The sequence below is a fragment of the Luteolibacter luteus genome (assembly GCF_012913485.1).
Lineage (GTDB): Bacteria > Verrucomicrobiota > Verrucomicrobiia > Verrucomicrobiales > Akkermansiaceae > Haloferula > Haloferula lutea.
In genome coordinates this window covers 4132346-4154029 of sequence record NZ_CP051774.1, presented here as the reverse complement: position 1 = coordinate 4154029, position 21684 = coordinate 4132346, and the positions used below count along the sequence as shown (strand labels likewise).

The following is a 21684-nucleotide window of genomic DNA, read 5'->3' as shown; positions in this document are numbered from 1 at the left end:
ACCCGAAAGGAAGAACATCCTGCCCCGTATCCGGCCAAATGATCCTCCGCTTCCTCGCTTCCCTGGTCCTGGCCCACACGGCAATCGCCGCGGACCTCATCACCGTTTGCGGTGGGGAGGAAGTCTATCAGGTCGATCCGAAGGCATCCCCGGTGACCAAGCTCTGGTCATGGCGCGCCAAGGACCGGCCGGAGCTTCCCGAAGCGATCAAAGGAATCTTCGCCACCACGGACGAGTGCAAGGCCATCGATAACGGCAAGCGCATGCTCGTCTGTGCCTCCTCCGGCGGTTGCGCCTTGCTGGAAATGCCCTCCGGCAAGGCACTCTGGTGGGCAAAGGTCACCAACGCCCACTCGATCGAGATCCTCCCCAGCGGCGCGATCGCCGTCGCCTCCTCCACCGGCGCGAATGGAAACAAGATCGTCTTCTTCAACGCCTCCGTGCCCGAAAAGCCCGTCCATGAGATCCCTCTCCCCTCCGCACACGGGCTCGTCTGGGACGAGGAGCGCACCGGCCTATGGGCCATCGGCTTCAAGGAGCTGCTCTTCTGCCAGATGAAGAAAGGTGACCCACCCTTGTCCTTCCAAGTAAAGGCGCGCTATCCCCTTCCCGATGAAGATGGCCACGACCTGCGCCCCGTTCCTCACTCCCCGGAACTGATCTTGTCCACCCATGCTCATGTCTGGCGCTTTCATCGCGACAAGGGCGAATTCAAACCGGACTCCGAGCTCAAGGATCGCGTCGAAACCAAGAGCATCGACATCCATCCGAAGACCGGGCGGATCATGCTCACCCAGGCTTCAGGGGAAAACTGGTGGACCAACTTCGTCGAACTCCTCAACCCTGCCGCCAAAATCACGCTGGAGCGGGAGAAGATCTACAAGGCACGCTGGTTCATCACGGAAGACTAAGGGGTCAGCTGGATCCCCCTGCCTTCTTCATTGAGAAACCGCTCGACCGGCTTTCCTGGCAGCGCTCTCAATCCCGCGATCACGCACCTCGCATTGTAGAGGGCACCCTCCCGATTGGTGTGCGTGCCCTTGTCTGCAAAGAAGCCCTCGACCTGCGAGGGGGGCATCGCGGCATATCCCGCACAGACAATCCCGCAGAGATCCATGTAGAGCACCTTCTCCGTCTCCGCCGCGGCTTTGACCCAAGGCTTCAGGAACGCCCAATCCGCCACGAACTTCCCCGCTGCATCGAACTTCTTGTGCGGCACTGGCGAGCAGAGCACCACGGTGGCACCCTTCTCCTTCGCCGTGCGCGCATAGTGCCTGAGATACCATCCAAAGCTATGCACGGTCTCCACCACGCCATCGGGGCGCGTGACCTGCTGCGTTTCCTCGCCGATTCCCTTGATTGACCCGCGGAACTTCCCCTCTTCCCCCAAAGGCCCCTGATCGTTGTGGCCGAACTGAATCAGCACGAGATCTCCCGCTTTCATCTCCGCCAGCATCTTGTCCCAGCGACCTTCGGTAAAAAAGGTTCGTGAGGAACGTCCGCCGATCGCCCGATTCACCACATGGATCTTTTTCCGGTCCACGAAGCGCTCGATGTCCTGGCCCCAGCCACGCTGCACGCCACCGTTCCGTACCGTGGAATCCCCGGCAATCCACAGCGTCGGCAAATCCCGATCCACCGGAGAATCCACCGGCAGGTCGGAATCCTTTACGATCGGTCGCTCGTCCTGGGCACAGGCCGCAAGCAATGCCGCCGCCCCCGCAATCCCCAGCCAGACGCGTCGCGCCAACTTGCGTTCCATGAGCATGGCCTAGCGTATCCGACCGGCCGGGGCAACCCACTGCCCCGATCGGGTGATCGCCGCGCCTACTTCCGGCGCTGGAGAAAGAGATCGATGCCGTCCACCAACGCGATCCAGGAAGCCTCGATGATATTCTCGGAAACGCCCACGGTGCCCCAGTTCTCGGTGCCATCGGTGGAAACGATCAGCACTCGGGTCTTCGCCGCGGTGGCATCGTGGCCATCAATGATGCGCACCTTGTAGTCCACCAGGGAAACCGTCGCGATCTCCGGATAGAAAGGCAGGAGCGCCTCACGGAGCGCATTGTCCAAGGCATTCACAACCCCATGGCCTTCCGCCACAGTGTACTTGCCGGTATCACCGACGTAGAGTTTCACCGTCGCCTCGCAAACCGGCTCATGGCCATCGCGATACTGGCGGAAAGAGGTGTGGAATTCCTTCAACTCGAAGGGCTTCTCGTAGCGCCCGAGTTCGCGGCGGATCAGGAGTTCCAGCGAACCGCCGGCCGCCTCGTAGGCATAGCCCTCGTTCTCGAGTTCCTTCACCTTTTGCAGCACCGTCTTCGCCTCCGCTGAACCCTTGTCGAGAGGGATCCCGAGTTGCTCGGCCTTCATCAGGATGTTCGATTGGCCGCTCAACTCGGAGACCAGGATGTTCTGCTCGTTGCCCACCGAGCCGGGCTCGATGTGCTCGTAGCTGCGCGCCAGCTTCTGCACGGCATTCACGTGCATGCCGCCCTTGTGGGCGAAAGCAGTGCGACCCACGAACGCCGCACGCGCGAAGTGCGGGTTATTCGAGACATCGTCCACGAAGTACGAGAGATCCCGGAGTTTCTCCAACTCCGGCACGACCTTCAGGTCCATCTTCAACTGAAGAATCGGGATCACCGAGGTCAGGTTACAGTTCCCGGTGCGCTCGCCGTAGCCATTGATCGTTCCCTGCACCTGCACGGCGCCGGCTTTCACCGCGGCGACGGCGTTCGCCACGCCAAGCTCGCAATCGTTGTGAGTATGGATGCCGATCGGCACGCCCGGGATGGCCTCTTGAACGGCCTTGGCGATTTCCATCACCTCCCCTGGCAGCGTGCCGCCATTCGTATCGCAGAGCACCAGGCAATCAGCACCGCCTTCCGCAGCGGCCTTCAGCGCATTCAGCGCATGCTCCGGGGAATCCTTGTAACCGTCGAAGAAATGCTCCGCATCGTAGACTACTTCGCGGCCGTGCTTCTTCAGATAGGCCACCGTATCGCGGATCATCGCCCGGTTCTCTTCCACCGTGGTACGAAGCACCTCGGTCACGTGAAGCTCCCAGCTCTTGCCGAAGATCGTCACCACCGGCGTTTCCGCCTCAAGCAACAGGCGCACCTGTGGATCTTCTTCCACCGGCGTATCCGCACGGCGCGTCGAGCCAAAGGCGGCCAGCTTCGCATGCGCGAGCTTCAGCTTCTTTGCCTCTTGGAAAAACTCCACGTCCTTCGGATTCGAGCCCGGCCAGCCGCCTTCGATGTAATCAATCCCAAAGGCATCGAGACGCTCGGCAATGCGCAGCTTGTCGAGCAGTGAAAGCTGGAAACCCTCCCCCTGCGTGCCATCGCGCAGGGTGGTATCGTAAAGTCGGACCGGCTTGTCAGAAAGAACGCTCATGGTTGGCGGGGCGCGGACCCTAAGGCGCTCCCGGACCGTGGGCAACACACAATCGGGACAGCAGAAATGTCACTTTTGCCCCAAATCCCTCAGTGTCTCTCGAGCGAATATCGACGCTGCTCAATCTGCTGGCCCTTGTAGGAAAGCGAGACGCTGACCCCGGCGATCGCCGTCTGGGAATCGACCCTCAGCACCGGCAAGGCGGTCTCCTCAAAAGTCTTATCTCCCGTTTCCCATTTCGCGGAAACCTCGTTTTCTCCCGGGATCACCTTCCCTTCTCGATCGAGCAAATCGACGTTTACCACCAATTCCGATGGATCCACCTTTTCACCACTTTCCTGACGAAGCCCGATCCGCAGCTTGGTGTCGCTCGGATCCGATTGAAGGTAGCCGAGAAAGACGGGAGACACCACGGTTTCAGCCGCTTCCTCTTGGGTCAGCTCCTTGGCATGACGCCAAGTCCGCTCCCGCGATATACGGTCGGGCTCCTTACGTCCCTCTCCGCTCAGCGACGGTGGCCGCGAGGTAGCCGTCTGCATGGGAGAGGGGGCCGACGATGTTATCACATTTCCTCCCTTTCCCTTCGTGAAGAACATCATGATCCCCGCGGCAACCAGCAGCACAATTGCCAAGATCAGGTGGAGCCTCCCTCTCGCCATGGTGCTGCGTAGCAGAACACGCTAAAAATCTGAAACACAATCGCATTCCCGCCACCCGGTACAGAAAACCCGTGCGCGCAGGGTACCCCGCTCATGTTCACGCTCAAACGGCATTAAAACACAACCTCACCCCTCTTTAAGATATACCATTTCCTAAGAACCCCATCCGCCAAACAAAAACTCCCGGTCGGAATTATTCTCCGACCGGGAGCAATAAAGGATAGTCCTATCAGGCGCGGATACCAGCGATCTCAAGGAACTTCTCAAGTGGCATCGCCACTTGGATTTGTGGAGAGGTCTGGGTCACGTAGATCGCGGAAGCATTCGCAGGCAAGGAGCCGAATTGAAGCTCCAGTTTCTTGATGGAATCCGGGATCTGGGTTTGGATCTCACCGGTCAGGAGGTCTTGGGTGATCTTCACCGGGAAGCCCTTGCCGTGAAGGACTTTGTAGAAGACTCCCTCGTCCACCTTGCTGGCCACTGCAGGGCTGGATTTGGAGCTGGCCGAACCGCGTGCAGCCTTTGGCGACTTGCTTCCTTTTTCGTCCGCCTCGCCGCTCGCAGGGCAGTTACCATAGGAGGAAAGATATTTGCCGGACACCCAGATCGGGGAATCACCCGCACGGCGATAGCGCGGCGTATCCTTCAGCGTCCACTTGCACTTCGACTTTTCCAGATCGGCATAAACGGCTGCTTCAGTCGCCTCCAAACCGTTCTTTTTACGAAGCTCAAGAACTTGTGCAAGGGTGTCAGATGGGATCTTGTCCATAAGGTGGCGGCAACGTGGTGGCCTATTACCTGAGGTGCAAGGGATATATTTATAGATTTTCCCATTATTTTTGCGCTTTAGGACCCATATTCGGGATACCAAAATCGGCCAACACCGCCGTGATTCCTTTACCCTCAATCGCTGCGCCCCCAGCAAACAAACTTGGCCGCAAGCGCTTGTGGTCCGGTAGATTTCCGACACGACTCTCACGAAAAGGCAGCAAGGCACCTTTCCGATGGATCTCAGCCGGGCCCTGTGGCCATCGAGAAAAGAGGCCGTCCCGTCTCCAGGACGGCCTCTGCCATTTCCGACTCCGAGAAGATCTCCTTCAGAACTCCCCGCCCTGAAGGCGAACGAAACGGGGCCCGGCAACCATCGGGACGCTTACGCGCACGAGGTCTCCTCCCTCGAAAGCATCCTCACTCACCTCGATCTCAACACCATCGACCCCGTCCTCTGCCGTAAGCCATTCGATAAGGTCCGGGCCGTATTGCACCTCCTGTGGAAATTCGGCGGCTTCATCCATCCTCCGATAGGTAAAAACGAACTTGCCGTCCTCCACCTCTCCGCCGGGTAGCTTGGACGCATCACCCGCGCTGTTGGGATTCCCTCCCACGATGAACTCAACCCCGTTCGGAATGCCATCCTCGTCGGGATCGGCTCCGCTCAATGCATCGTCCCCTTCCAACTCGTTCAAGGCCGCCCATTGATCATAGGCGGAAGCAGCAGGAGCCCCGGAAATGGTGATCGAGGAAGCCGTATAGCCGACCTCGAAGCCATCCGGCAGGCCTACCACGTCCAGGAAAGACGTCCCGACCAAGGTCCCGAAACTGGCAATGGTATAGGTCCCCGCTTCCAGACTGACATCGGAGAGGTCCAGAGTCGCGTTCTCGATGTTGAGCTCGCTGCTCACGAGCAAGGGCGAAACGGTGGCTCCATCGATCGAAGGTTTGAAAACCCCGCCCGAGAAATCGACATTGCCAGTCACAGTTAGAGCTCCTCCGTCTTCCCCCGGCTTCAGAACCCCGAAGACGGTTACCGCTCCTCCGATCGTTCCTTTCCCCGACAAGGTCCCCTCCGGATTCACCGTGACCGGAGAATTGGGAAGGGTGCCATTCATGACCAGGGTTCCCTTCTGGATGATCGTATCCCCGGTATGGTTCGAGGCGCCTTCCAGGCTGAGCGTGCCATCGCCCCCTTTGAAGAATCCTCCGCCCCCATCGCTCAGGGTTTGATCGATCGTGATATCGAAGCCGTTGGTATCGATGCTCGCGCCTCCTTCTTTCACATTCACCGCTGCGAGGCCGCTCATGAAATCGGTGGAGTTCCCGGCAGCTTTCAAAATGCCTCCATTGAGGTTCACCGTGGAAGCCGCGGTCGAGAGGCCCTGCGTGATGCGCTCTGTCTGCAAGCTTCCCCCGTCCAGATTCAGGGTGCCCTTCGCGCTATCGGCATGGCCCAATTCTAACAAGGTGACCACCGCTTCGCTGCTTCCGCTGATCGTCCAGGTCGCTACACCGGTTCCGCTGGCCCCCAACCAGGTATCCCCACCGGTGTTCACGATGCGTCCCCCACTGGTGGCGATCACCGCGGTGGAACCATTTCCCTCCGCAAAGACGAAGTTGGAAGGCACCGGCCCGGGGGTCTTGGTGACGGATCCACCCTTCAGCTCGAGCACCCCCGCCCCGCCGTCCAAGCCGACCACCAGCGCATTCCCGAAAACCACCGCTGGTGAACTCGGCGGCTGGCCGTCCAAGGTGTAGGTCCCACTCGCTCCCGCTCCCTTGCCGAGGACAAACTCGCTGCCGCTGTTAATGAAGCCGGAGATCTGCGTGATCGTTCCATTGCCGCCGTTGCCTTCACCCACCACAAACTGGCCCGCGGAAGATTTCCCCACGAAGCCATTGGTCAGCGTGAAAAGACCGGTCGCCCCCGCGGTTCCCACGAAGACATTCCCGTTGGGAATGATCACGGCTCCTGCAAGTTCATAGCTCCCGGCATTTCCTCCCACGCCTTGCTGTTGGTTACCACGGCCGATGAAGACGTCGCCGTTGCTGACAAAGGTCCCGCCATTTTGAACCACCGTTCCTGTCGATCCCGAACTTGCGATGCTTCGCTCGCCCACGATGAAATCGCCGGCCGACGTCAAGCTCCCGCCCAGCGTGAACGAACCCGTTCCGAGCCTCCCGATGATCATGTCACCGGCACCACGGGTAAAGCTGAGGCCCGGCGCGATGCTGAAGTCCCCCGTGCTTCCCGAAGCATCCGCGACAATGAAGTCGCCATCCTCTTGAAAGAGAGTCCCTCCGGTAAAAGAGAAACTTCCGTTCGACCCGGCAGCTACGCCAAGCTTGACCGACTCCATCAGGTTGAAATCGCCGGCTGTTAGTTCGAATGTGCCACCTCCGCCGGCAGTGCTTCCCGTATGGAGCCCGGATACCGTGTGACTGGCATCAATCGATGCGGTCCCTCCATTGTTGATCACGGCATTGTCGCCATCACCGGGAATCACGCCGCCCGCCCAGTTGCTGGCCAGGGAGAAACTACCGGCGGTGGCGGACCAGGAGATGTCCGCAGCGGATGCTGGTCCGGTAGCGAGGACCGCCACCGTGGATGCGAGGGAAAGCAAAGACGCCCTACGGGCTACGTGCCCTTGGAAGAAATGTGTTCTCATGGGATCAAAGGAGAGATGAGACCGTTCAGAGGTGAAGCGAGGCCGGCAAAGGACCTCCGCTTCCTGTCGGTGTGCCCCCCTAGCAGGACACCCATGGATCTCCATTGGTCTGGGACGAACCGAGGGCGGGATGTGACGAATGCGCCACGAAACGAGCCACTCTAGCCGCTCATCCGCTCCTGCAGGTCGCGGAGCGGACTGGTCATATCGAGCTTCGCACCCGTCTTCAAAATCACCGTGTAATGCCCGGATGAAATCGGCTGTAGCTCACGGATGCGGGAGAGATTGACGATGGACGAACGGCTGATCCGCATGAAGCCGGACGGCTCCAATCGTTTCACCATCGCGGCCATCGTTTCCCTCACAATATGCCGCTCCCCCCCGCAATGCAGGACGAGGTAATTCCCTGCCGCCTCCACGTGATCGATCTCCGCAGCCCGGACAAAGAGAATCTTCTCGGGCGATTTGACCAGGATCCGGGGACCTCCGTCGATTGCCCTGAGATGGGCCATGAGCGTGCCCAGGGCGGGCTCTGCCGGAACGGGAGAGTTTCCCGAGATCTTTGCCCGTGCCCGCTCCAGCGATTCCCGGAAACGTGCCGGCTTGAAAGGTTTAAGAAGGTAGTCGAGGGCGCTGATTTCAAATGCCCGGACCGCATGGGTATCGTAGGCGGTGGTGAAAATCACCGTCGGAAGCTTCCCCTCCGGAATCGCTTCGATCACATCGAAGCCCGTTAGCCCCGGCATCTGGATGTCCAGGAAGACGAGGTCCGGTTGATACTCCTCGATGGCAGCCACCGCGGCGTGGCCATCGGCGGCCTCCCCGGCGATCTGGATGTCCTCTTCATCCGCGAGCAAACTCCGCACCCTCTCGCGGGCGAGTTCTTCATCATCGACGATCAGGCAACGGATCTTCATCGGATATTCTCCGCTGGAATCGCCGGGAGTTGGATCAGCATCCGCGCTCCACCTCCTTCCGGGACTTGCATGTGGAATTCATGCCGCCCCGGATGCAGGGCCGCAAGCCGTTCCCGGATGCTGGTCAGGCCGATGCCGCTTCCGGATCCTCCTTTGCCCGGATGCAGCCCGACCCCGTCATCCTCGATGACGATCTCCAGCATGCCGTCCACGAGGGTCGTCGAGATCTGGACCTTGCCGCCTTCGCCTCGCGGCTCGATCCCGTGATGAATCGCATTCTCCACCAAGGGCTGAATTAGCAAGGCCGGGACGAGCAGGCCAAGGGTCGCCGGGTCGATTTCCCGCTCCACCTTCAATCGGGCCCCGAAGCGCATGCGTTGGATCTCAAGGTAACGGTCGATGAAATGAAGCTCTTCGCGAAGGGGAATCTCCGGCTTCCGTTCCCCGTCCAATGCGATCCGCATCAATTCGCTGAGCGAGGTGATCATCTCCTCCGCAGCTTCGGGATTTTTGCGGGTCAGCATCGCGATCCCGTTGAGGGTATTGAAGAGAAAATGCGGTTGGAGCTGGGCTTGGAGAGCCCTCGCCCGCGCTCTCGTATTCTGGTCATCCAGCAGCGCTGCCCTCGCTTTCTCGTCCCTGGCGCTGCGCATGAAAATCCAAGCATGGGAGAACACCACCAGCGCGATGAACGCCAGCGCGTCCAAGAGGATTACCGAGGCAGCCGTGGAATCGGGAAGCCCGCCCAAGGTCGCGTCGGAGCGCTTCATGATCTGCGCCCAGTTCGCCTCGATCCGCAGCTTCATCTCGGCCCGGCCCATGATCCTGCCCGGCAGCTTCCGTGGATCGAGCTCGGGCGGCAGTCCGAAGGACTCGGGAATCTCCACCGCCGGATCCGGCCCGATCGCCCGGCTCAAGGGAATCCCGAATTCACCGCCCGGGGTCTTCTCCAGGCCGGGGGGAAACCAGGTCTCGATCGCAGGCGTCGGCGCGATGAGCGGCTGTAGGCGGGCAGCCCGTTCGTGAAACACATGACTCAGCGTAACGAAGGTGATCCCCACCGGAAGCAGCACGCCCACATGCCGCCACTTCGCGCCACCGGAAAGCGGAAAGCGCGAGGCCATCCACAGGACCACGGGGGAAAGCAACAGCCAGGGAAGAAGGGGCAGCAGTTGTTGCCGCAGCAGGATCCAGGAAATCCTGGTCCCATCCTCGCCCCATCCCGCTCTCAAGGGATTCAGATCCACGAAAACCACGCGCTGCTCCGGAACCCGGAATGCAAACCACCAGGTCGCCGCAATGGCAGCGGCGATCCAGATGCTCCAGAAAAACACCGCCCAGTTTCCCCACCTTGGAGCTCGGGTAACGGGAGTTGGCGGGGCTGGCATCCGCTCCATCATGCAGCGCCCATGCCCGGAAGGAAGCCCGCGGGGAGGAATCCTCCGCACAGCCGGGATCAACCGCTGGCCGACAGCCACCAAGACACTCTATGCAGGGACAAATGCCGGATCTCGCCCGGCTCATGAACCTCCCGGGCAAATTTCAACCGAATGCGTGCCCCCGTGGCAGTAGAAAGTCCCTGTCCGGCTGTGTGAAGCTGGCGACGATATGTCCTCTCACATCCGCATCGAAGCCACTGCCCACGCGTCCGGCAGCGCTTCAACTGCCAGCCGGCCTAGCGCGGAGCGTCCTCGCCTGAAAATTTCTCTCTTTTCTCAGGCGGAACAGGTGAAGCAACCCAAGGCCTCCCCGCCACGGAAGTGAATCCACCAAAAACCGGCACCCTCCGTCCCAATTCACCCCAAGTTTCTCCAACAGAAATCCCTCCATGTATGAATTAAATATAAGGAAAAATTAACCGTTAGATGGATTATTGACTTTTGTTGAAAATCTTCATTCAAACTGAGGAGTCGCCATGTCCCACTGCCCTTATGAAAACAACACCCCTTACACACACACCCACCCGTAATTGCCTGCGATCGATTCTACTCCTCACCAGCCTCAGCCTGCCGCTCCATTCCGCGGAGTTGCAGTTCACGCTCTCCCCGACTGCAGATAACCGGCAGCTCGGCACCTCCTATGCCTCGGTCGGCGACATCGATGGGGACGAAGTGGCTGACATCGCGGTAGCAGATCCCTCCTGGAAATCCGGCATCAACCTTGGTTCCGGGATTGTCTACCTTCTGAGCGGGGCCGATGGAACCATGATTCGCGCTTATCAGGGCGATTCCATGGGATCCCAATACTTCGGCCTTTCGCTCGCGACCTTCGACGCCAATGCCGACGGTGTTCTCGATCTCGCCGTGGGTTCTCCCGGCTATACGGGCACTCCCGGCTACGGCACCGGCGCGGTGCGTGTCTATTCCGGCGCTGACGGAGCCCTGCTTTTCTTCTCCACCGGCACCGTGGCCTCCCAATACGGATCCGCCATCGCGAACGCGGGAGACCAGAATGGCGACGGCCGCGAGGATATCTACGTCGGCGCACCCATGGCCAATAGCAACCGGGGCGCCGTCTATGTTCTATCCGGCTTCGATGGCAGCATCTTGCGCACGGTGAATTCCCCGGTCACTTTCGGCTCCTTCGGAGCCACCTTGGCCGCCTTGGGCGATGTCGATGCGGATGGCTTGAAGGACGTCGCAGTCGGCTCACCCGCGTTGAGAAACGGAACCGTCGGCAACGCAGGCAAGGTCTCGATCCTTCGCAGTTCGGATAGCACCTTCCCGGTAGAGATCCAAGGCACCGCGGTTTACAACCGCCTGGGCCAGACCTTGGCATCTGCTGCAGATGCGGACGGTGACGGCCAGCCCGATCTCCTGATCGGTTCCTACTCCGGTGGCATTGCGCTGCTGGTATCCGGTGCCAATCTGACCACGATCCGTGATCTCACGATCCCCGGCCACCCTGCCTATCAGCAGGTGAACGTCGGCGGAACGGTGGACTATGATGAGGACGGCGTGGCCGATATCATGATCGGTTCGCCCGCGCTGAATGCCGCCGTCAGTCCCGCGGCAGGGGGATCCCGTATTGTCTCCGGTGCCGATGGCTCGACCCTCTTTGAGATGCTGGCAACCTCTCCGGATACCGGCCTTGGCGTCAGCCAATCGCCCCTGCCGGGCTACGGCTTCGCCATCGGTGAAAACGGCTTGATCGACGCCGCGACCGGAGGCAGCGGCTTCGCCTACATCCACTACATCGAGCCTAAAGTCGAAGAACCTCAGGTTATCGATACCGATGGCGACGGCATCCTGGATGACGTGGACGCGGTAACGCAGTCCATCATGGACGCCACGGTGTCCATTCTGGGCGTCAACAGCAGCGTGGAAAACCGCGTGGATAGCACCGGAACCACGCTTGCCGACCGCTTCGCTGCGCTTGGCACATTGACGGACTATCGCCGTCCCAGTCTGTATCTCGCGGCAGCGACACGCCTGATTGCCGACCTCTACTCGAAGCAGTTGGTCAGCAAGAAGGAGGCGACCCGCCTGCTTGCCTCTTCTGCAGTAGGCATCGTCCTCGGCTCTTGCCGCCGCTGATCAATCCAGCGATTGGGCTCATGTTCGTGCGCTCCGGGTCCAAGGGCCCGGAGCGCATTCTCTTTCAGGCCCCGTCGCTCCAGATTCCGCGATGCCTCCCTTGGGAGCACATAGATAAAACGAAACGCCGGCGGCTTGCCAGAAACCGGATCCGCCAGCCTCCTCGGGTTATGACCACTCCTTCCGAACCGCCTTGGAACCAAGTGAGATCAAGCACCTCTGGGAGCGCAATTAAACGCCGCGCTCATCAAGAAGAATGCTCCCGCCGGGAATCGAACCCAGATCTAGAGTTTAGGAAACCCTTGTTCTATCCGTTGAACTACGGGAGCGAAGCGGCGGGAGACTACGGAGGATCCGGCAGGGGATGCAAGCCCGGGGCTTGCCGGGAAGGCCCGGGCCATGGAAAGTCCGCCGGGAATGAGCGATGAGATCCCGGCAGCCCGGAAAAAGCCAACTCTGGCACACCGGCTGGAGTATGCCCTTTTCCGTGTGATGGAGGGCGTTCTGAGCCTTGCTTCCCTGGGAACCGCGGCACGCGCGGGTAGTTTGCTAGGGCTGGCGGCATGGGCGCTTTCCCCGAAGCACCGGCGGCTCGTCACCCGGAATCTCCGCATTGCCACCGCGACCGAACCTCCCGATGACGTCACCCTGCGCCGGATGGTGAGGGAAACCTTCGTCCGTGCTGGCGCCAACATGATCGGAAGCCAGCGCGCGGCCACCCTGCCTCCTGACGAACTCCGCAAGCACATCCAGTATGAGGGCATGGAACACGTGCTCGAGCCGGTCCGCCAAGGCCGGGGCGTCGTGCTGGTATGGGCTCACATGGGCAATTGGGAAGTCCTTGCCCAGTTGGTTCGTGAAGTGGGCGATGATATCCGCGGTGGCCCCATCTATCGTGCTTTGGACAATCCCTTGCTCGACGAGTTGACCGTGAAACGCCGCTCGCAGCAGGGAGCCTTCCTCTTCAACAAGCATGATGGCTTCCTCGGACCCCTCGCCTTCGTTCGCGATGGAGGCGTCCTAACGGTGATGACCGATCAGCGCGCGGGTGGCCACGGCGAGCTCTGCCCCTTTTTCGGCAGGCTCTCCTCTTGCACGCCCCTGCCAGCTCTCGTCGCTCGACGCACCGGGGCGGCAATGGTCACGCTTTCCATCACCACGGTTGGTACCGGCCAATGGAAGCTGAAGGTCCGTCCCGTTCCTGACAAGGCGAAGACCCCGGTGGTGATACGCCACTTGGAGACGGCGATGAAGGACCAGCTCACCGATGTCTTCTGGTTCCACGACCGTTGGCGAGTGGACACGATGATGCCCCTTTGTTTCTATACGAAGGATTCCCCTACCGAAGCCGCCCGGGAAGCCGCTGCCCCGACGCGATTCTTCGCGACTCTTCCGAAGGGATGCCCGGAGGCCGTCGCCATGATCACCACGTTGCTCGAGCTTCGTCCCGATGTCCGCATCGACGTGATGGATCCCGGTGATCTCCCACCCCTGCCCGAGGATCCACGAATCGTGCGTTACCCTTGGGATCCCGAAACACCGGAGGGCCATCTCGAGGGCTTCCTGGAGCGATGCGATGCCAGTCATCCGGTCCCGCTCGATTTCGCTCTGCTTCTCGATGGCAATGCTCGGTTCGCACGTGCTGCCAAAGCAATCGGACTTCGCTCGATCATTGGCATTGGCCCAAGCGGAAAACCTTTCACCCGCAGTTTTCCCCGCCCTGCGGATATCGAGGGATGGCGGGATCTCGCGGCCAAACTGGTGCTTACCAAGAAAGCACGGAAGGAATGACAGAGCCGCTCCATATTCTCATCCTATCCGACGGAAAACCGGGCCACGAAAACCAATCCTATGGCCTCGCCGAAGCCATCGGCCGCGTTCGTCCGGTGGAAATCTCCCTCATCCGGCTTGCGGGTTTAAAAGGACCCTTCTCCCGCATGCGCCACGCTTGGAAGGAACTGGCGAAGCATTCTCACCCTCGACTCCTGTTAGGCGCAGGGCATGCGGTTCACCCATCCCTTCTCGCTCTCTCCCGGAGAACCGGCGCGCCCTCCGTCGTGCTGATGAAACCGAGTCTTCCGTCCTCGTTCTTCGATCTCTGCCTAGTACCGGAACATGATCTGGAAAATCACCAGCCGCGCGCAAATGTAATCCCCACCAAGGGTGCGTTGAATCGTGTCCCGCCTTCCCCGGCTGCTCGTCGAGAAGGTGGCTTGATCCTCCTTGGAGGCCCTTCCGGTTCGCACGGCTGGGACGGAGAAGCAGTCATCTCGGCACTCGAAGCAATTGTCGTTGGCTGCCCGGACCAGCCATGGGCGATTACCGATTCGAGAAGGACACCGGAAGGGCAGCTGTCTGCCATCGCCAGGCGCATCCCGCAGTTCCAGATCTTTCCGCATACGGAAACAGGCCGAGACTGGCTCCCTTCCCGGCTCTCTTCTGCCGCCGAGGTTTGGGTCACGGAAGAAAGCATTTCGATGATCTACGAGGCCCTTAGTAGTGGAGCTAAGGTCGGACTCTTGCCCGTGCCCTCCCTGAAAAAAGCGGGCCGCGTGGCCCGGGGGATCGCCAAGCTGGCGGAGGCCGGCTACGTTACGTCTTTCTCCCGCTGGTCCCCTGCCACCGGCCTGAGCACTCCTCCCGACGTCCTGCGCGAGGCCGATCGCTGCGCGGCCATCGTCATCGAAAAATTTCTTTCCACATGAAAGTCCTCCAGATGATTCCCGAAATGGAGTCCGGTGGCGTCGAACGAGGCACCCTGGAACTCGCCCAATATCTCGGGGACAAGGGCCACGACTCTGTCGTCATCTCCGGCGGCGGCAAGATGGTGAAGCAGTTGGAAGCCTGCGGCACCCGCCACCTCACGATGCCCGTCGGGCGCAAGCGTCTGTCTTCCCTACTGCTGGTGCCGAAGCTCAGGCGGCTCTTCACGGAAGAGAAGCCCGACATTCTCCATCTTCGCTCCCGCGTCCCCGCCTGGCTGGCATGGCTTGCCTGGCGCGGTATGGATCCTGCAAAACGCCCGCGGTTGGTCACCACGGTACACGGCTTCAATTCCGTGAACCGCTACTCCGAGATCATGACCTGCGGGGAACGCGTGATCTGTGTCTCGGAAAGCATTCGTGACCACGTGTTAAAACACTATCCACGCGTCGATCCCGCCAAGCTTCGCGTGGTTCACCGGGGCATCGATCCCTCCGATTACCCCCATGGGTATCGCCCATCCCCTGAGTGGATCGAAGGCTTCCATCGCGAATTCCCCGCCACCCGCGGGAAGCGACTGCTCACTCTACCGGGACGGATCACACGGCTCAAAGGACATGAGGACTTTGCCAAAATCCTGAAGGACCTGTCTGCCGACGAGGGCATCCATGGCGTCATCGCAGGCGGTGCTCACCCTCGAAAGGCGGCTTACCTCGATGAAATCCGCGCGCTCTTCGAAAAGGAAGGACTCTCTCAAAGGATCACCTTCACGGGCGGGCGCTCCGATCTGAAGGAAATCCTCGCGATCTCCACGGTGGTGCTTTCACTCACCACCCAGTCTGAGTCCTTCGGCCGCACGACGCTCGAAGCCCTCGGGCTCGGCATACCCGTGGCTGGCTACGATCACGGCGGCGTGGGCGAACAGTTGCGATTGCTCTACCCCGCCGGGCAAATCCCGCCCAACGATCCGGCAGCAGCTAGCAAAATCATTCGCGCCCTCTTAGAAAATCCGCCGCCGGTTCCTTCGCAGCACCCCTTCACTCTCGAAGCAATGCTTGAAGGAACGATGTCGGTTTATCGTGAGCTCGTTTGAGACCCTCACGTGGTCTCCACGAAGACATGTTCCCACACCGGCCGCTCTTCGCGGCACTGGGCAGCGTACGTCGCCCAATCACGCAGTTTGGGACGATCACGTTCCTCGCCTCGTGCGATCATTCGTTCCCGCCTCACTTCGGGCGGGCACCAGACAAAATGAATCACCGCACGAGTTCCGAGCCGATCCTCCAATCGCGTCGGCCAGTCAGCCTCGCCCCCTTCGCGCGTGAATGGTCCGGCTAGCACCACCGGCACCTGTGGCAGATTCGCCACTGCAATGTCGTACATCGCCTCATACACCGCATCGCGGTAAGCGCTCTTGTAGGCCGGAGAATCACGATCATCCGGATCGAGCCCCGCCAGTGACAAGCCGGCACGCACGAGACGCTCCGTAGCGATATCGCTATCGATCAAGCATGCCCCGATCTCCGCTGCCAGCTTGCGCGCATAGGCGCTCTTTCCGGCACCCGCCGGGCCCGTCACGACATGGCAAATCTTCATTTCCACACCGCCAGCTTCACCAAGCGGCAGCTCCGATACAACCCACATCACTGGACGAACCGCACGGTCAGAGGATACTTGTAGGACTTGCCTTCATTCGCCCTCAATCCCCCGACAATGCAAAAAATCGCCCACACGACAGGATAGACAATGAGCACGGGCAAGAGGAAGAAGCCAACGAGAAGAAACATCAGCGGCACGGTGACAGCAGCAAGGACGGCTCCCCACAGGAACCACGAAATGTTGAAATTGAGAGCCTCCTTCGACTCCGAGGAAGCGAAGGGCATCGTATCCTTCTTCACCTGCCAGATGATCAAGGGACCGGCGACATAGCCGATCCCGCCCGTGAGAAGCCCCGTCAGTGCGGAGAGATGCCCGAGCATCGCCCACATTCTCTCGTCGCTTGAAATCAATCCCGCAGCTTGAGGCGCGATAGGATTCGTCACAACTGGAGCCGCATAGGGTCCCGGTACCGGAGGAGGAGAATCGGAATCATTCATCGCATTTCGTCCATAGCACCGATCTTCCGTAGGGAAAAGGAAATGCCGTTCCAATTCCGGCCGCCGATTCAACACCCGGCATGCCGCCCGTGCATGCCCACCATAGCAAGACAGCATTGGGACAAAGCGCCGGGCCGGGATAGGCTCGCGGCATGAATCCATCCACAATCGACCCGCAAGTGCGCATCGGCCACGTCCACTTGAAGGTCGCGGACCTTGAGCGCGCCCTCCGATTCTACCGCGATGTGCTCGGCTTCCAGGAAATGCAGCGCTTCGGTGACTCAGCCGCTTTCCTCTCCGCGGGTGGCTACCATCATCACATTGGCCTGAATACGTGGGAGAGCCTCGGTGCATCCCCTCCCCCGCGCCGCAGCACCGGGCTCTACCATACCGCTATCCTCTATCCCGACCGCGCGACGCTGGGCAATGCACTGCATCGTCTCATCAAGGCAGGCATCCGCCTGGACGGAGCCTCGGATCACGGCGTCAGTGAGGCTCTCTACCTTCGGGACCCGGACCAAAACGGAGTCGAACTTTACCGCGATCGCCCGATGGAAGAATGGCCACGGAAGCCGGACGGCTCTCTCGACATGTATAGCCATCCCTTGGACCTGCAGCGGCTTCTGGACGAATCTAGCCTTTGATCGTGCCAGCCGACACCGTGGTGGATATGAGGAGCGCCTCTCCCTGCCATCCACCGCGTGAGTTCCCAGCAGATCCCTCCACCCTTACCCCATCTCCAGAGGATCCGGGAGCTCGATATCATTCGCGGCATTGCGATCCTGGGGATCCTGCTGCTCAACATCAAAGGTTTCGCAATGAACAGCGGGGCCTATTTCTTTCCCTCGCTCTACGATCACTTCGATTCACTTAGTGACAAGCTAGCATGGTTTTTCAGCGAGTTGTTTTTCGCCCAGAAGTTCTACCCGCTCCTCGCCATGCCTTTCGGAGCAGGGCTTGTCCTGATGGCCCGGGCTACTGAAGCCGCGGGCCAAGCTCCCGGACCAGCCCACTACCGCCGGATGGCGGGACTGTTCGTCATCGGATTCATCCACGCCTATCTCTTGTGGTACGGCGATGTCCTCACCGACTACGCCGTCTGTGGCGCAATCGCCTATCCCTTTCACCGGAGAAAGCCCCGCACCCTTCTTGTCCTGGCGGTGATTTGCCTTTCGATAGCAGCAACCCTTTGGTTCGCCATCCCCGAGGCCAACTCCGAATTCGACATTGAGGCCTATCGTCAGGCTGGGAGGGAGGAAGTGACGGTCTACCGGGGACGATGGATCGATCACTTCGAACTCCGCGCCCTGAACGCCCGCGAGAATCAGACGGGAGGCTACATCGTGGACTTCGAACCTTTGGGAATGATGTTTCTGGGAATGTCCCTTCTCAAATCCGGGGGCTTGGGAACACCGCAAAACCGCGGCCGCCTCCGGCGATTGGCAGCCATCGCTTGTGCGACGGGATGGACGGTCACCGCGATCGGCCTGATCTACTGGTGGCTATCCGGCTTCGCGATGATGAGGAGTTGCTACATCATGTGGGCTTGGCTCTTCTTCGGGGGAATCATCACGTCGCTCGGATACCTAGCCTTCATCCGTCTATGGATCAGCAGGCACCCCTTACCCGGAGAGCGCACTACATTGGAGTGTCTCGGCCGTACCGCATTGAGCAATTATCTTCTCCAGTCCCTCGTTGCTTGCTTCATTTTCCACGGGCAAGGACTGGGCCTCATCGGGTCTTTCGGCCGCTTGGGGCAACTGATCATCGTCCCCATGATCTGGGGGATTCAGATCATTCTTACCAAAGCGTGGCTGAAATATTTTCCACAAGGCCCTTTGGAGATGCTGCTGAGGAGAATCACACGGGGTTCCCCCAGAGCGATCACCTGAATCAAAGCGCCACGACCACGAAGTTTGGCGCTCTTCACCGGTAAAGGGCTCACTCGCCCACACTCAACTTGAAGAATCGGCCGGCGGCCAAACTCGTTGGGAAAGTTGATTGCGTCCCGCTCGCCGTGACCGAACCGATGGGCAGGAAGGGCTGCGCGAGATCCTGTGTGGCGAGGATGGTATAGGTCTTCCCCGCCACGCTGCTCCACGAAAGCGTGATATCGCTGCCACCGCTGGTGCCAGGGCCATTCACAACAGCTCGGAAAAAGGAAGTTCCCGAGGAAGGATTGGTTCCGGCCAGATACTCGTCCCGATTCGAGAAGCCATCGCCATCCCTATCCTGGTTGGCATCGGTCGCATTGCCGGGATCCAGGCCATTCGCAGTCTCCCAGGCATCAGGGATTCCATCGTTGTCCACATCGCCATCATCGCTTGCTCCGGCATAGGCACCAGGAACCGGAGATGTGACCGTCCCCCGATCGATCGGTATCGCCTCAGCGATGTCGTAGCCAGTCCCTACCGCCAGATACTCGGACCCGGAGGCGTTCGGAATCGTAACGGTCCAGAGAATCTGCGAGTAAATGAACTCGATACTGAAAATCGATAGGTCATCGCCCTCGTTGAGCGATGACCCGATCTTCGTGAAGTAACAATCCTTGAACTGCACCTCGTTGAAAACCGTTACGCGGTTCGCCTGCCTCTGAGGCACTTGGATGAGGAGATCCCTCCGCTGGCCCCTTAGCAAGGCATCCATCATGCTTACGATGGTCCGATCCTGCGCTATTTGGAGAATCCCCTTCTTGGGCTCCATTTTCCCGGGCAGGCCACCCAAGCCCAAGTCCACATCGGAGCCATGGGAGAACCCCAGAACTTCCACCCAGCCATGCGTGTTGTCAGACGGTAGCGGCTTGCCGTTAGACGATATCTGCAAAAAGGTATCGAACGCCAGCGCCGGAGCAAACGACAGCATCCAAGCCACCGCCACTCCCATGACAGATCGCCGCCCGGTCATGGCTAGATTTCGAAGGTTGGCGTCATCCGGGTGAAGCTCCAGATCGACTGCCCGACCAGACCATATTTACCGGTTTGGTTATTGGGCGCATAGAAACTGATGCGCTGCGCTCCGTAGATCAGCTTCACCGTTTCCATGGGGCGATCGTCACCGCCGGATCCGGCGGTGGACAACTCGACGACAAAGCACCTCTTCACCTCGATCCTCATGGTGACCTCGCTCTGATTGGCCCCCGGGGTGGTGAAAACGATCTCGAATTCATCCCAAGCGCGGGCCTGGGTGCAGGCATTGAAGAAAGCGGCGCTGGCACTATTCGGAAATTTGACGAGCGACAAGGGCAGGGCTCTCGCTTTCCCCCCCGAGGTGCCGCCTCCGGTGAGGATCGAGGTGTCTGACTCGATTCCAAAACTAACGGATGACAATCCGAACCATCCCTCGCTGGCGGGAAACTGGGCCGAATTGCTGTCGCCCGTATAGTTGAGTTGGGAAGGATTGGTGCCCCGGGCCCGGATGTAGATATCAACCGCAGCAGATGCGGGAGAAACCGCGGCAGCGCACAGCAAGAGAAGCGCGAATAGAAGTCTCATTCTGGGAGAGGGTAAGGAACAGCAATCGGGCGAGCCCGGGAAAAGCCACGCCCTTATATGTGAACATCCTTGATAGTCAAATTTTGATTAGATCGCTCCGTCTTATGCCTATCGAAGATGTTCCTTCCTATGGGCACAAAAAAGCGGAGGAGACGAACTCCTCCGCTTCATGAAATCTCGATTCTAATGAATATTCGGTCTCAACGGCTCGCCGTTGCGGCCTTCGGCGCACGGGACTTGAGCGCATTGTCGGATTCACCATCGGCCCAAGTGCGGTAGGCTTTGTCATCCATCACTTCAAGTTGGCCCACCATGTTTCCGTGACCTTCACCACAGAGCTGGCCGCAAACAACCGACGTTTCGATCGTCTTATTCGGCGTGAACCACATCGGGATTTCCTTGCCCGGAATCGCGTCCTGCTGGATCCGCATCGGAACGATGGAGTAGTTGTGGATCACATCGTTGGACGTGATGTTAAGGATTGCGGGACGCCCCTTCGGAATCTTCAGGGTTGGCGTGATGAAGTCATCCTGCGCGTTCGGATCATCGAAATCGATACCCGGGTCGCTGTTGCTGGTGATGAGCTGCGGATTGATACGGCCGAATTTGCCGTCCTTGCCGGGATAATGGTAGGTCCAGCCGAATTGCCAGCCGATCACGCGCACGCGTGCCGGATCAAGACGCTGCACTTCCTTCCAAGTATCCGTGCGCTCCTTCCACAGCGGGAAGGCGAATCCAAGCAGCAGCACCGCCTCGATGATCACCACCGCGATCTCGAGGTGGCTGGAAATGTGATTCCGCACACCATGGTACGACGCCTTCGGATGCACGGAGGCGCGGAAGCGGATCAGGCAATAAGCAAAGAACAAGAACCACCCGACACCGAGTGCGATCATGAACCAGTGCACCACGTCGATGAGGTGATCCACGCGGCCGCCGTGGGCGGAGTAGACTTCGGGGATACCGAGGAATTTCGAAGGACTCATGGAAAAGGAGAAAAAGAAATCAGCGGGTGGAAGCGGCAGGCGGCAATTCGTCGCGCAATTCAGGGTCCAAACCTTCGCCGCTGCGGCGAGCAAGACGGACCATGAAGAACACCACCCCGGTCAGCATCGGGAGGATGATGACCAGCATGACGAAGATCGACCAGCCGGCGGCGTTGGTCGTATCGTCCTGGAAGTTGGAAGCGCAGGTGGCGCAAGCGAGAATCGGATCGATCATGGCCTCCTTTAGATGTGGATGTTGCGGACCTTGCGGTAGAAGAAGACGCCGTAGGCAGGCATCACGAGGGCACACACCGCACTCACCACCCCCAGCACCGTGATGATGCCGGTTGGGTTCCTTGTGATTGCCAGGGACCAGACCGCAAGGAACACGAAGAGCAGGGTGCTCACGGTCACGAAAACGATGTGGAAGGCACGCAGGGACATGGTG

Annotated in this window: 21 protein-coding genes and 1 tRNA gene; 7 read left to right on the top strand and 15 right to left on the bottom strand. The window is 59.9% G+C overall.

Annotated features, from left to right (window positions below):
* The first annotated feature begins 38 nt into the window (after positions 1–38).
* A complete protein-coding gene (locus tag HHL09_RS17165; RefSeq protein WP_169455841.1) occupies positions 39–911 on the top strand; it encodes a DUF6528 family protein in 873 nt (290 codons plus the stop codon).
* Here HHL09_RS17165 and HHL09_RS17160 read toward each other — a convergent pair.
* From HHL09_RS17160 to HHL09_RS17130, 7 genes are all read right to left on the bottom strand, one after another.
* A complete protein-coding gene (locus HHL09_RS17160; protein WP_169455840.1) occupies positions 908–1762 on the bottom strand; it encodes a rhamnogalacturonan acetylesterase in 855 nt (284 codons plus the stop codon). The genes HHL09_RS17165 and HHL09_RS17160 overlap by 4 nt on opposite strands.
* A gap of 65 nt (positions 1763–1827) precedes the next feature.
* Positions 1828–3405 carry a citramalate synthase gene (cimA, locus tag HHL09_RS17155; RefSeq protein ID WP_169455839.1) on the bottom strand — a complete coding sequence of 526 codons (1578 nt, stop codon included), beginning with the start codon at positions 3403–3405 and terminating at the stop codon, positions 1828–1830.
* A gap of 89 nt (positions 3406–3494) precedes the next feature.
* The gene (locus tag HHL09_RS17150) at positions 3495–3944 is read right to left on the bottom strand and encodes a hypothetical protein (protein ID WP_169455838.1); all 450 of its coding nucleotides are present in this window, start codon (positions 3942–3944) and stop codon (positions 3495–3497) included.
* A gap of 349 nt (positions 3945–4293) precedes the next feature.
* Positions 4294–4833, bottom strand: a complete 540-nt coding sequence (locus HHL09_RS17145) for a hypothetical protein (protein ID WP_169455837.1) — start codon at positions 4831–4833, stop codon at positions 4294–4296.
* A gap of 328 nt (positions 4834–5161) precedes the next feature.
* Positions 5162–7507 (bottom strand): beta strand repeat-containing protein, encoded by a 2346-nt coding sequence (locus HHL09_RS17140; RefSeq protein WP_169455836.1) that lies wholly within the window; start codon positions 7505–7507, stop codon positions 5162–5164.
* 161 nt (positions 7508–7668) lie between these two features.
* A complete protein-coding gene (locus tag HHL09_RS17135; protein ID WP_169455835.1) occupies positions 7669–8424 on the bottom strand; it encodes a LytR/AlgR family response regulator transcription factor in 756 nt (251 codons plus the stop codon).
* A complete protein-coding gene (locus HHL09_RS17130) occupies positions 8421–9812 on the bottom strand; it encodes a sensor histidine kinase (RefSeq protein WP_169455834.1) in 1392 nt (463 codons plus the stop codon). The genes HHL09_RS17135 and HHL09_RS17130 overlap by 4 nt, the downstream gene beginning before the upstream one ends.
* Positions 9813–10355: 543 nt before the next feature.
* On the opposite strand from HHL09_RS17130, the gene HHL09_RS17125 reads away from it, so the two are divergent.
* The gene (locus HHL09_RS17125; RefSeq protein WP_169455833.1) at positions 10356–11960 is read left to right on the top strand and encodes an FG-GAP repeat protein; all 1605 of its coding nucleotides are present in this window, start codon (positions 10356–10358) and stop codon (positions 11958–11960) included.
* A gap of 257 nt (positions 11961–12217) precedes the next feature.
* On the opposite strand, the gene HHL09_RS17120 is transcribed toward HHL09_RS17125, so the two are convergent.
* A tRNA-Arg gene (locus HHL09_RS17120) sits at positions 12218–12289 on the bottom strand.
* 88 nt (positions 12290–12377) lie between these two features.
* On the opposite strand from HHL09_RS17120, the gene HHL09_RS17115 reads away from it, so the two are divergent.
* From HHL09_RS17115 to HHL09_RS17105, 3 genes are read left to right on the top strand one after another with little or no spacing between them, the layout of a single operon-like run.
* The gene (locus HHL09_RS17115) at positions 12378–13751 is read left to right on the top strand and encodes a lysophospholipid acyltransferase family protein (RefSeq protein WP_169455832.1); all 1374 of its coding nucleotides are present in this window, start codon (positions 12378–12380) and stop codon (positions 13749–13751) included.
* Entirely contained in the window at positions 13697–14665 is a 969-nt protein-coding gene (locus tag HHL09_RS17110; protein WP_338086349.1) for a mitochondrial fission ELM1 family protein, read from the top strand. The genes HHL09_RS17115 and HHL09_RS17110 overlap by 55 nt, the downstream gene beginning before the upstream one ends.
* A complete protein-coding gene (locus tag HHL09_RS17105; protein ID WP_169455830.1) occupies positions 14662–15756 on the top strand; it encodes a glycosyltransferase family 4 protein in 1095 nt (364 codons plus the stop codon). Before HHL09_RS17110 ends, HHL09_RS17105 begins: the two co-directional genes overlap by 4 nt.
* Positions 15757–15761: 5 nt before the next feature.
* Here the strand turns inward: HHL09_RS17105 and HHL09_RS17100 are convergent, their stop codons facing one another.
* Positions 15762–16307: a P-loop nucleotide/nucleoside kinase family protein gene (locus tag HHL09_RS17100; RefSeq protein WP_169455829.1), complete on the bottom strand. Its 546-nt coding sequence runs from the start codon at positions 16305–16307 to the stop codon at positions 15762–15764.
* On the bottom strand, positions 16307–16651 hold the full coding sequence (locus HHL09_RS17095) for a DUF4870 domain-containing protein (protein WP_205760869.1): 345 nt from the start codon (positions 16649–16651) through the stop codon (positions 16307–16309). The genes HHL09_RS17100 and HHL09_RS17095 overlap by 1 nt, the downstream gene beginning before the upstream one ends.
* Before the next feature lie 260 nt (positions 16652–16911).
* Here HHL09_RS17095 and HHL09_RS17090 point away from each other — a divergent pair, with 260 nt between their 5' ends.
* Together HHL09_RS17090 and HHL09_RS17085 are read left to right on the top strand one after the other, a co-directional pair.
* Positions 16912–17403 carry a VOC family protein gene (locus HHL09_RS17090; RefSeq protein ID WP_169455828.1) on the top strand — a complete coding sequence of 164 codons (492 nt, stop codon included), beginning with the start codon at positions 16912–16914 and terminating at the stop codon, positions 17401–17403.
* A gap of 57 nt (positions 17404–17460) precedes the next feature.
* Positions 17461–18651 (top strand): DUF418 domain-containing protein, encoded by a 1191-nt coding sequence (locus tag HHL09_RS17085; RefSeq protein WP_169455827.1) that lies wholly within the window; start codon positions 17461–17463, stop codon positions 18649–18651.
* A 49-nt stretch (positions 18652–18700) separates the two neighbouring features.
* On the opposite strand, the gene HHL09_RS17080 is transcribed toward HHL09_RS17085, so the two are convergent.
* From HHL09_RS17080 to HHL09_RS17060, 5 genes are all read right to left on the bottom strand, one after another.
* The gene (locus tag HHL09_RS17080; protein ID WP_169455826.1) at positions 18701–19663 is read right to left on the bottom strand and encodes a hypothetical protein; all 963 of its coding nucleotides are present in this window, start codon (positions 19661–19663) and stop codon (positions 18701–18703) included.
* Positions 19664–19665: 2 nt separating this feature from the next.
* Positions 19666–20250: a type VI secretion system tube protein Hcp gene (locus HHL09_RS17075; RefSeq protein WP_169455825.1), complete on the bottom strand. Its 585-nt coding sequence runs from the start codon at positions 20248–20250 to the stop codon at positions 19666–19668.
* A 200-nt stretch (positions 20251–20450) separates the two neighbouring features.
* On the bottom strand, positions 20451–21236 hold the full coding sequence (locus HHL09_RS17070) for a cytochrome c oxidase subunit II (RefSeq protein WP_169455824.1): 786 nt from the start codon (positions 21234–21236) through the stop codon (positions 20451–20453).
* A gap of 19 nt (positions 21237–21255) precedes the next feature.
* On the bottom strand, positions 21256–21471 hold the full coding sequence (locus HHL09_RS17065) for a hypothetical protein (RefSeq protein WP_169455823.1): 216 nt from the start codon (positions 21469–21471) through the stop codon (positions 21256–21258).
* An 8-nt stretch (positions 21472–21479) separates the two neighbouring features.
* Positions 21480–21680, bottom strand: coding sequence for a hypothetical protein (locus HHL09_RS17060; RefSeq protein WP_169455822.1), 201 nt, complete (start codon positions 21678–21680; stop codon positions 21480–21482).
* Between the last annotated feature and the right edge of the window lie 4 nt (positions 21681–21684).